Origin of the sequence: Streptosporangium sp. NPDC020145 (genome assembly GCF_040631275.1) — a bacterium.
Classification (GTDB): domain Bacteria; phylum Actinomycetota; class Actinomycetes; order Streptosporangiales; family Streptosporangiaceae; genus Streptosporangium.
Map to the genome: position 1 here is coordinate 206,343 of NZ_JBEXZT010000012.1, position 9,546 is coordinate 215,888.

The window sequence follows — 9,546 nt, forward strand, 5'->3', positions numbered from 1 at the left end:
AATGCCTTTCATGTCCCAGACGACGTTACGCACCGGCCGCATCCTTCTCGTCCCGCTGGCCGACGAGCACCTTGAGGACGAGGTGGAGCTCGACTCCGACCCCGAGGTCATGCGTTATCTCGAAGGCCGGGCCCGTACCCGCGAGGAGGTCGAGCGCTTCCACCGGAAACGGCTCGCCGCCGCGGACCGGGTGCCGGGCCTGGGGTTCTGGGCCGGTTCCGTGGACGGGCGGTTCGTCGGCTGGTGGATCCTCGAACCACCGCAGCGGGCCGACCAGGGCCCGGTCGAGGGGCAGGCCGAGCTCGGCTACCGCCTCCTGCGCCGTCACTGGCGTCAGGGCCTGGCCAGCGAGGGCGCACGGGAGTTGCTCCGGCACGGCTTCGAGGATCTCGGGCTGAACCGTGTCTTCGCCGAGACGATGGCGGTCAACGCCGCCTCCCGCGCGACGATGGCCTCGGTCGGCATGCGGCACGTCCGCACGTTCCATCTGGAGTGGGAGGAGCCGCTTCCCGGCAGCGAGCACGGCGAGGTCGAGTACGCGATCACCCGGCAGGAGTGGCTCAGGAGTTCCACGAGGCCTTGACGTCCGCGACGGAACCGATCCGGGTGACGCGGCGGCGTCCCGGGTACGGCACCCGCGACCAGGCCGGCTGGAGGCCCGGCGCGTGACGGCCGCCGGGGACGTCGCCCTCGACGATCTCACCTGTCCGCACCTCGCCCGCGCCGTGCCACCCCATCCCCCGGGGGTCCGGCCAGGGCGAGGAGCGCCGCCGTCAGGCACCGGTCAGGAGACCGGGAAGTCGAATTCACCGTCCTTGACGCCGCCGACGAACGCCTGCCATTCGGCGCGGGTGTAGACGATCACCTCGGCGTCGCGGCGACGGCTGTGCCGCACCGCCACCCGGCCGCTGCCGTCCGCCAGCGGCCCGGCCTCCACACACTGACCGCCGGTGTCGGGGCTCTTCGAGCTGATGTGCCAGGCGACACCCGACAGTTCCTCGGGGGTGATCATCTACTTCTCCCTGTCGTCTCATTTGAATCGGTCGACCGCGTTCTTGACAACGGTCGCGGAATCATCCGGGGTAAGCGCGGCTTTCAGCAGCGAATCGTATGCCTGGACGAAGTTTTCGGCACCGTCCGCCTCGGTGTAGACGGCCCCTGCCTTGGTCTCCACGTATGTCACGTCGGAGTAGGGCTCGGGCATGCGGAAAACCGTGAAGGCGCCGTCCACTCCGGCGTGCGCCCCGATCGCGAACGGCAGGATCTGAAGGGTCACATTCGGCCTGGAGACGGCCGCGAAAAGGTGCTCCAGCTGAGCACGCATCACATTCGGGCCGCCGACCGCCCGGTGAAGCACGCCCTCGTCGAGGACGATCATCAGCTTCGGCGGCGCCTCCCCGTCGAGCACGTCCTGCCGGGCCATCCGGAACGCGATCCACTGCTCGACCTGACGGGCGGAGGCCCCCGTGGCCCCCGCCGTGATGATCGCCGAGGCGTAGTCACGGGTCTGGAGGAGGCCGGGGACGACCATCGCCGCGTAGGAGTAGACGGCCCTGGCCCGGGCCTCCAGCCAGGCGTGGTCGAGCATGCCGCCGAGGGAGTCGGCCGAGAAGCCGTCCCACCAGCCCTTGCGCCAGATGTCACGGCTGAGCTGTTCGAGCCCGTCGCGGATCCGCTCGTCGTCGATCTCGTACAGGTTGAGCAGGGCCATGACGTCGGACACCCGGGCCGGGATGATGCCCGACTCAAGGCGGCTGATGGTCGCCGCGTCACGCTGGAGATGGTCACCCGCCTGCCTGAGCGTCAGCCCGGCCGCGTCGCGGTACTCCTTCAGGTGCTTTCCGAGCCACTGCGCCCGCAGCGTCGGCCCTCTCTTCGCGGCCATCTCACTCTCCTTTGCGACCGTTTCCCCTTATGGGACCAATTCCAGGTAAATGCGGATATTCTCAACTGCCTTTTTTCGTAAGCTTGCGCTTTTGTGAAGGCAATGTCACGCTACCACCGCACCAACGGTCACGCTCAGCATTGACATGGGAGCGTAAAGGAACCTCCGCGGCGTTCCATCCGTCGTTCACACCCGGCGCCGGCCGGGCCGGAAGGCGAGGCTCCAGGAATGACCGCCCGCCTGCCGATCCGGTGAAGCCATACACACGCCCCGAGGAGTCCGTGACGAATCAGGGCCGTCACGTTTCGTTCCCTGGGCGGCACGAACGCTTTACCACGACGTTGACATCACCCGCTTCGCCCCCTCCTACAGTGGTTGAAACCCGGCGTACGCCCGTTCGCGCCCCCGAGCCAGGCGGAGAAAAGGGGAGGCATGACCCACGAACCGGTGACATCCAGTGGCCACTCCGGGAACGGCAGCCGCGCGGGACACGCATCCATGTCCCCGCTCCTCAGGGAACGGCTCGACGCCGCCGTCGTCTCCGCCCGCGCCGAGCTGATCAGCGCGAGCGAGAAGAGAGCGGGCCTGCTGCTGTCATGGGCGGGCGTCGCCTACGGCGTGCTCGTCACCCTCATCCTCACCGGCCCGGCCCGCTTCCCCGGCATCGGGCGTTTCGGTGTCGTCCTGGCGCTGATCCTGCTGACCGTGGCGGTCACACTGATCCTGTTCACCATCCGCCCGCTGTCCCCCAGACGCGGCGGGCTGCGGGTCCTCGGCTACGCCGACGTGCCGACACCACAGGCCCTGATCGAGCGGATGAACACCGAGACCTCGGACTACGAGCTGTTCCTGGCGACCGACGCCCTGTGGATCGCCCGGGTCGCCCGCACCAAGCACCGCAACCTGCGCTGGTCCGTCGATCTGATCGTCGCCGGCATCGTCACCATGACGGTCATGGTCTTCCTGGAGCGCCTGCTCTGACCTCCGGTTCCTCAGGTGAGGTCGCCTCGCCGGTGACCGAGCACCGCGGCGATCGGCAGGACCGCCACCAGGCCGCTGATCAGCACCGCGGCGAGCGCTCCCAGGATGGCCTGCGCGTCGTCGAAGGCGATCCCGACGGCGGCCAGCGGAGGCCCCACGTTGCGCACCGCCGTGACGCACCCCATGGTGGTACGGCGCGCGGACGGCCCGGTGGCCAGCAGGGTGCCGGCGGCGAACGCGGCCACGGCCAGGACGAACCCCGCGAGCAGGGTGCGCGAGCCCAGCAGCGCGACGACGTCGTGCCAGCTGCCCAGCAGCATGCCGGCCAGCACCATCAGGAACGTCACGTTCGACACCAGGGCGGCGACCGGGTGCCACGAACGCGCCGTGGAGCGCGCGCAGTGACGCACCACCAGCCCCACGGCGAACGGCACCAGTTGCAGGACGGCCACGGTCCGCACCAGCGCGGCGACGTCCAGGGAGATCCTGGCGCCGACGTCGGCCACACTGAGGACGGCCGTGCTCATCGGGCCGAAGGTGAGGCTCGCCACCGCGGCCAGCAGCACCTGCGTCGCCGTACCCGCGCTCACATCCCCCTTCTGCACCACGCTCAGCTTCGCCCCGAACGGCCCGCCCGGGGAGGCCGCGACCAGGATCAGGGCGATGAAACCCGCGGTGGGCAGGGAGAACAGCGCCGCGAGACCCCAGCCGAGCAACGGGACGGCCACCAGGTTGGCCAGCAGGGCCAGCGCGAGCAACCGCAGGTCGGTGAGGACCGTCCGCAAGGCGGACAACGTGGTCGCCAGGCCCCCGGCGAACATGGTGACCGCGATGAAGATCACGGTGATCGCGTTGAACAGTGGCTGCAGCGCGTTCATGGAACCTCCGGCCCTGCGCCGTGCGTCAGCCGCCGAGTTCGCCCAGCCAGCGCAGGGCACTCAGCGAGGGCATGAAGCAGTACTCACCGCCGCGTGTGACCACGAACCGTGGCAGTCCCCTCAGGCAGCGCCGCAGCGGCCTGCGGGGAATCGTGAAGTCGCCGGAGCCGTCACCGGAGCCGACGACCGGGTCGCGCGCGCCGCCCGCGCCGAAGAAGACGCCGTCGTTCATCCACTCGGACTGGACGAACTCGAACTGCCTGCCGAGATGCGCCCCGATGAAGGCGAACATCAGCCCGCGGTCGGCCCCGTCGTCCTCCAGCACCCCTTCGGGCAGCGGCGGGCCGTAGGCGGTGCCGCGCCGGATCATCCGGTGCAGCCTCGGCACGCCCGCCACCGCCGCGTCGCGGGGATTGCCCCTGCGGATGTGACAGCCGCCGGGAGTGGTGAACCCCGCCGGGTCGTCCCGCTCGTAGCCGAAGACGTTGTTACGGGACGGATCGGCGCCCAGAGCGGGATCGTCGCGGCCGGGGCTGAGCGCCAGCGGGGCGCCGCTGCGCCAGCGGCCCATGATCTTCGCCGCCAGCCACTCCTCGTCCGCCGGATCGGCCGCGTTGTCACGCAGGTAACGCCGGAACGCGGCGACGCGCTGGTGAAGCTTGCGGAAGACCGCGTAGCTGCCGTTGCGCCCCAGCACCTCGGGCTGCGGGACCTGGAGACCACCCAGCTCGTCGGGGTAGCCGAGCACGAACTCCCCTGCCCTGAGCGGCGTCTCCAGGCTGTTGGACCCGGCGATGCCGCTGCCCTCGACGGCCGGGTGGCTGATGCCGTCGCGGTAGCCGAACGGCTCGGTCTCGGTCGACAGCGCGTGACAGTCCTGCCGCCAGATCGCCGTGACGCCCGGCAGGGCGTGGTAGGCGGGCCGGGCTCGGTCGAGGGCCGCCTCCAGCCGCGCGCCGTCGGGGGCGAGGGCCACCAGCACCACGTGGACCTCGGAGGTGCCCAGCGGGGTCTCCCAGTTCTCCGGGGCACTCTCGCCGACGTCGCCCAGCGCGCGGGCGCGGGCGGCCATCCCCTGCCCGAACTCCCAGGAGAAGGTCTCCAGCGACTCCCTCGGCACCCCGAGCGCCGCCAGGCCGTGGTGGGTGAGCGCGACGCTGACCCAGGTCTCCCCCAGGGGGCTGGTCGTGTCGGCGGCCGAGGTGACCGCCGTGCTGAGGCGCCGCATCAGCTCCCGGCCGTGCGCGCGGTCGTCGATGCGGAACAGGACGTAGGTCGCCGCGTACGGGCTCGGCCGGGGGCTGAGCACCCCACGCTGGATGTCGTCGAGTTCGAGTACGGCCACCGCCCGCCCGGTCATGTCCCCCTCCGGTCCGTGACGATGTTCCGCCAGAAGGCGCGCAGGCTCTCGTCGCCGCCGAACAGCGAGCTGAAGACCGTGGAGTCGGCCAGCAGCACGTCACCGGCCCGGTCGCCGCCCGGGGGCATCCACAGGACCACGTCGAACTCGGTGTTGCCCTCCTCGGTGAAGGGGTGTGTCGGCCGGGTCAGGTCGATCGGCTGCCGGCCCAGCACACGGACGACGTCCGGGTCGTCGGTCGTCACGGCGTAGTGCGGCAGATGCATGTGGAAGTTGAGGGCGGTCACCCCCTCCAGCCATCCCGCGCCGTCCAGGTCCCGGGCGATGGTCAGGGGCGCGATCTGCTTGGGCCCGCTCACCGCGGGGCGCAGGCCGTAGCGGTTCTCCACCGGGATGCCGAGTTCTCCCATCAGGGAGCGCAGGTACCGGGCGAAGCGCTGCTGCCGGGGAACCAGGGGGTCACCGTGGTGGCGGTGTTCCCTCTCACGGACGGCCAGGTCGTCGGAGGCCCCGACGTCGTGGTGCGGCCCCAGCACCAGGCGGGTCCCCTCCCGGGCGAGGAAGGCCCGAACGGCCTCGACCTCCTCGGGCGCCGGTTCCTGCCCGGTGATCATGTGGTCCAGCCCGAACACCAGCAGGGTGTCGGTGTCGGCCAGCACCCGCTCGTCCAGCGGGGTGGGGAAGCCCGCCTGGTCGACGCGCTGGTACACCGGCACCGGGTGCCCGGTGACCTCCTCGGCGAACCGCTGGAACGGCAGCCAGCCCCAGAAGAACAGCTCAAGGGATCCGGCGACACCCTGCTGGAAGCGCAGCGGGTCGGACCACTTCGGATCCTCGTAGGCGGGCCAGGCCGTCCGCCGGACCTCGGTCATCGTGGAGAAGCGGTTGTCCAGCTCGGCCGGGTTCCTGCCCGCCTCCGCCGGATAGCTCCACGAGACGTAGACGCTCACCCGCCGCCCACCGGGGGTGTACGGACGCGGCACGTGGTTCTGGTTGTAGGTGCGTGCGGTCGCTGACCGGCTCATCTCGTCTCCCCTGTACGGCGGGACACGCCTGGCGCCCGGCCCGCCCTGGCGGCTCACGGCTCGGATCTCACTGCATCTGGTCGAGCATCTCCGACAGGGCGCTCTTGATCCGCAGCGCCTTCTTGATCTCGTCGGCGGTGACGTAGGGGTACTCCCCGTACTCGATGAAGCTCGGGCAGTGGTGCTCGCGGACGAACCTGACGAACGCTTCGGGGTTGGTCCGCCAGTCCTCGGGGAAGCCCTCAAGGTTCTCGAAGGCCGTGCTCACCCCCGACATGGTGAACAGCGCGACGGCGTCCTCGGTGTACTTGTCGAAGTCGGTGTCGAAGATCCCCTGGTACATGAAACGCGTGTCGTCGTCGAAGAGCACCCAGCGCAGGTAGTGCAGTTTGAGCGGGGCCAGCAGGTGCGGGTCGGCCTCCAGCGCCCTGGCCAGGGTGTGGCCGTGGTCCCTGATCGCCTCGGCCCGCCCCGGTTTGACGTCGGCGATGATCGTGAACCCGTAGCACGCCGGGGTCCTCGGGAAGACGGGGCCGTACTTACCCTGTTCGAGATGGTCGGTCTCCTTGGGGATGACGACCGCCCGAGGAATGATGTCCATGCCCGCTCCCCCTGTCACTCGGCCAGGGGGGAAGCAGGCGAAGCTGCCTGACCTGCAGAATTATCCCATGCCCTGGTCCGGGGACGGCGCCCGCCGTACGGGTTGCGCGGCGGGCGCCCGGTCCCCCGGGGCTATCGCAGCAGCCGCCTCATCGTGGCGATCTCCGCCGACTGGCCTGCGACGATGTCGGCGGCCATCCGCCTGGCCGGTTCGTGGACGCCTTCCGCCTGCTCCTGCCCGGCCATGGCGACGGCGCCCTCGTGGTGCTGGATCATCATCGTCAGGAACGCCCTGTCGAAGGCGGCGCCCTTGAGCCCCTTGAGCTCCTCCATGGCCTGGCCGGACATCATGCCGGGCATGTCGTGGTCCATGGGCGTACCCCGCTCACCCGGCACCTGCGCGCCCCAGGCGGTGAGCCAGCCGCTCATCGTCCGGATCTCCGGCTCCTGGGCCGCCTCGATCTTCCCGGCCAGCTCCTTGACCTGGTCGCTCACGGCCCGGCCCTCGGCCAGCTTCGCCATCTCCACCGCCTGGCGGTGGTGGGGGATCATCATCTGGGCGAACATGACGTCCTTGCCGTTGTGGTCGGCGGCCGGAGTGGAGGCCGCCGGCGCGTCCGGGGCGGATTCCACGGCGAGTGTGGTGCGCCCGGCGGAGCCACAGCCGGTGGCCGGCAGACCGGCCGCCGCGAGAACGAGTGCGAGAATGACGATGCGCTTCATGACGAACACCCTTCGTGTTCAACAAGGTGAATGAGAAGTCGGCGCTCGACGGTCAGAACGGACCGCCGAGTGCGGCTTCTACACCCGGATCACACAAAGCTGGGCGAGGGTCGGCCCTCTGGGGCGGGCGGTGGGCCCGCGCGGCAGCCCGCGAACGAGCGAGCGGGCCCGCGTCGGCACCGGCCGGCCGAGAACCGCCACGGCGGCGAGGAGCAGGAGTGCCGCCCCGGTGAGCAGGAAGGCCAGGCAGACCTGGCCGCCCATGTGACCTTCGTGGGAGGAGTCCGGCATCGGGGCACCGGCGCCGGAGGCGTGGCCGAGCCCCATGGTCAGAACACTCGCCGTGGGTGCCGGGCCGGGCGAGGGCTGCACCCCGTGCATGACGATCAGACCGCACAGGACGGCGGCGACCAGCAGCAGCCCGCCCAGCGGGGCGAGTCTGCGAGCCGCGTTGCCCATTGCCACAGTCGTCACATTACCGGCCGCCCGGTCACGACAGTTCCTCGACGGCGCGCTGGTAGGCGCCCAGGGTGTCGAGGAACATCCGGCGCTGTTCCGGGGTGAGCGGTTCGAGCGCCCTGCGCCAGGCGACGGCCCCTCTGGCCAGCCAGTCGTCGATCGCCGGGCGACCGGCCGCGGCGATGCTGACGATCCTGCGGCGCCGGTCGTCGTCGTCCTCGCGCCGCTCCAGGACGCCCTTGCGGCTCAGCTCACCGACCATCAGGCTCACCGTCGTCGGCGCGACCTCAAGGCGCGCGGCCAGCTCGTTCACCGTCATCGGCCCGTCGAACAGCAGGTAGGACAGCAGCGACAGATGCCGGGGCCCCAGCGCGAGCGACTGGAGCGGCTCGGGGACCGGCAGCCGTTTCGCCCGCCCGACCATGCGCGGCATGAGCAGCAGCAACGCCCGGATCGCGTCGTCGACGCCCAGTCCGGGCCCCTCGTCTCCGCTTGACATGCCCCACCCCTCACAAATTACCTTTGCGAACAAAGATATTTGGCTTCCAAAGCAAATCCATCGTAGTCGTACAGGGGGAATCGATCATGACCATCCTCGTCACCGGCGCCCGGGGCAACATCGGCGGCCGTCTCCTCACCCTGCTCGCCGAGGACGGCCACCGGGTGCGCGGCTCGGCCAGGAACACCTCCGCACTGCGGCTGCCCGAGGGCGCCGAGCCCGCCGAGCTGGACGTCACCGACCCGCGCGGCGCCGAGCAGGCCCTGCGGGGCGTCGAGACGATGTTCCTCTACCCCACCAGAGGCGAGACCGGCGCCTTCCTGAGGATCGCCGCCGAGGCGGGAGTGCGGCACGTCGTGCTGCTGTCCTCCCCCGCCGCCTACGAGGCCGGGGAGTACGACCGGCCCATCGGCCTCGTCCACCGGGCGGTCGAGCGGGCGCTGGAGGAGTCCGGCCTGCGGCACACCGTGCTGTATCCGAGCTGGCTGGCCACCAACGCCCGCCGAGACTGGGCCGGGGAGATCCGCGCCACCGGACGGGTCGGCATCGCCCATCCCGACGCGCAGGTCAACCCCGTCCACATCGACGACGTCGCCGAGGTGGCCGCGCGCCTGCTCACCGAGGAGGCGCACCGGGGCCGGAGGCAGGTGCTCACCGGCCCCCGGTCGATGCGCCTGCGTGAGGTCGTCGCGGCCCTCGGCGAGGCCGTCGGCGCGCCCGTCGAGGTGGAGGAGCTGACCGTGGAGCAGGCGCTCGGACGGCGCGACCCCCGGATGCCCGAGCCGGTCCTGCGGACGCTCCTTGAGGTGACCGCCTCGGCCGTCGGCGTTCCCGCGCCCGTCACCAACACCGTCGAACGGATCACCGGCCACCCCGCCCGCGAGTTCGCCGAGTGGGCGAGCGCGAACCGGGCCGACTTCCGATGACGCGGGGGCGCCCCGGCCACGACGGTCCGGAGCGCCCCCGAGCGGATACGGCACCTGTTCTGTGGATCCTTCACGTCCACCGCGGCCGCCCAGGCGGCGACCCACGGAACAGGTCCTAGGAGCTGTTTGGGGTTCGGATCTAGGTGTGGCCCAGTGGCGGGCCGGCCGTGGCTGGTAGAACTCGGACGTGGCGCGTTTTGATGTGACCGA

The 9,546-nt window shown here is 70.8% G+C and carries 13 protein-coding genes; 3 read left to right on the plus strand and 10 right to left on the minus strand.

Annotated features, from left to right (window positions below):
• Nucleotides 1–10: 10 nt before the first annotated feature.
• Nucleotides 11–583, plus strand: a complete 573-nt coding sequence (locus ABZ463_RS22985; RefSeq protein ID WP_362778720.1) for a GNAT family N-acetyltransferase — start codon at nucleotides 11–13, stop codon at nucleotides 581–583.
• Here ABZ463_RS22985 and ABZ463_RS22990 read toward each other — a convergent pair.
• Genes ABZ463_RS22990 through ABZ463_RS23000 form a run of 3 tightly spaced genes read right to left on the minus strand, consistent with a single transcriptional unit; the run spans nucleotide 561 to nucleotide 1,885 of the window.
• Nucleotides 561–737 (minus strand): hypothetical protein, encoded by a 177-nt coding sequence (locus ABZ463_RS22990; RefSeq protein WP_362778723.1) that lies wholly within the window; start codon nucleotides 735–737, stop codon nucleotides 561–563. The two genes, ABZ463_RS22985 and ABZ463_RS22990, sit on opposite strands and share 23 nt — an antisense overlap.
• A gap of 47 nt (nucleotides 738–784) precedes the next feature.
• Complete coding sequence (locus tag ABZ463_RS22995; protein WP_352008885.1) at nucleotides 785–1,012, minus strand: DUF397 domain-containing protein; 228 nt, start codon at nucleotides 1,010–1,012, stop codon at nucleotides 785–787.
• Nucleotides 1,013–1,030: 18 nt separating this feature from the next.
• On the minus strand, nucleotides 1,031–1,885 hold the full coding sequence (locus tag ABZ463_RS23000; RefSeq protein WP_362778726.1) for a helix-turn-helix transcriptional regulator: 855 nt from the start codon (nucleotides 1,883–1,885) through the stop codon (nucleotides 1,031–1,033).
• 498 nt (nucleotides 1,886–2,383) lie between these two features.
• Here ABZ463_RS23000 and ABZ463_RS23005 point away from each other — a divergent pair, with 498 nt between their 5' ends.
• On the plus strand, nucleotides 2,384–2,866 hold the full coding sequence (locus ABZ463_RS23005) for a Pycsar system effector family protein (protein ID WP_352008883.1): 483 nt from the start codon (nucleotides 2,384–2,386) through the stop codon (nucleotides 2,864–2,866).
• Nucleotides 2,867–2,877: 11 nt separating this feature from the next.
• Here the strand turns inward: ABZ463_RS23005 and ABZ463_RS23010 are convergent, their stop codons facing one another.
• The 7 genes from ABZ463_RS23010 to ABZ463_RS23040 form a co-directional block, all read right to left on the minus strand.
• Nucleotides 2,878–3,744, minus strand: coding sequence for a bile acid:sodium symporter (locus ABZ463_RS23010; protein ID WP_362778729.1), 867 nt, complete (start codon nucleotides 3,742–3,744; stop codon nucleotides 2,878–2,880).
• A 25-nt stretch (nucleotides 3,745–3,769) separates the two neighbouring features.
• Nucleotides 3,770–5,104, minus strand: coding sequence for a peroxidase (locus tag ABZ463_RS23015; protein ID WP_362778731.1), 1,335 nt, complete (start codon nucleotides 5,102–5,104; stop codon nucleotides 3,770–3,772).
• Nucleotides 5,101–6,129 carry a hypothetical protein gene (locus ABZ463_RS23020; RefSeq protein WP_362778734.1) on the minus strand — a complete coding sequence of 343 codons (1,029 nt, stop codon included), beginning with the start codon at nucleotides 6,127–6,129 and terminating at the stop codon, nucleotides 5,101–5,103. The genes ABZ463_RS23015 and ABZ463_RS23020 overlap by 4 nt, the downstream gene beginning before the upstream one ends.
• Before the next feature lie 67 nt (nucleotides 6,130–6,196).
• The gene (locus ABZ463_RS23025) at nucleotides 6,197–6,730 is read right to left on the minus strand and encodes a hypothetical protein (RefSeq protein WP_352008879.1); all 534 of its coding nucleotides are present in this window, start codon (nucleotides 6,728–6,730) and stop codon (nucleotides 6,197–6,199) included.
• A gap of 131 nt (nucleotides 6,731–6,861) precedes the next feature.
• Nucleotides 6,862–7,452 carry a DUF305 domain-containing protein gene (locus ABZ463_RS23030; protein ID WP_362778737.1) on the minus strand — a complete coding sequence of 197 codons (591 nt, stop codon included), beginning with the start codon at nucleotides 7,450–7,452 and terminating at the stop codon, nucleotides 6,862–6,864.
• 78 nt (nucleotides 7,453–7,530) lie between these two features.
• Complete coding sequence (locus ABZ463_RS23035) at nucleotides 7,531–7,911, minus strand: DUF6153 family protein (RefSeq protein ID WP_362778752.1); 381 nt, start codon at nucleotides 7,909–7,911, stop codon at nucleotides 7,531–7,533.
• A gap of 31 nt (nucleotides 7,912–7,942) precedes the next feature.
• Nucleotides 7,943–8,410, minus strand: a complete 468-nt coding sequence (locus ABZ463_RS23040; RefSeq protein WP_352008876.1) for a MarR family winged helix-turn-helix transcriptional regulator — start codon at nucleotides 8,408–8,410, stop codon at nucleotides 7,943–7,945.
• Between the two features lie 86 nt (nucleotides 8,411–8,496).
• On the opposite strand from ABZ463_RS23040, the gene ABZ463_RS23045 reads away from it, so the two are divergent.
• Nucleotides 8,497–9,336 (plus strand): NAD(P)H-binding protein, encoded by an 840-nt coding sequence (locus ABZ463_RS23045; protein WP_362778740.1) that lies wholly within the window; start codon nucleotides 8,497–8,499, stop codon nucleotides 9,334–9,336.
• Nucleotides 9,337–9,546 lie beyond the last annotated feature (210 nt).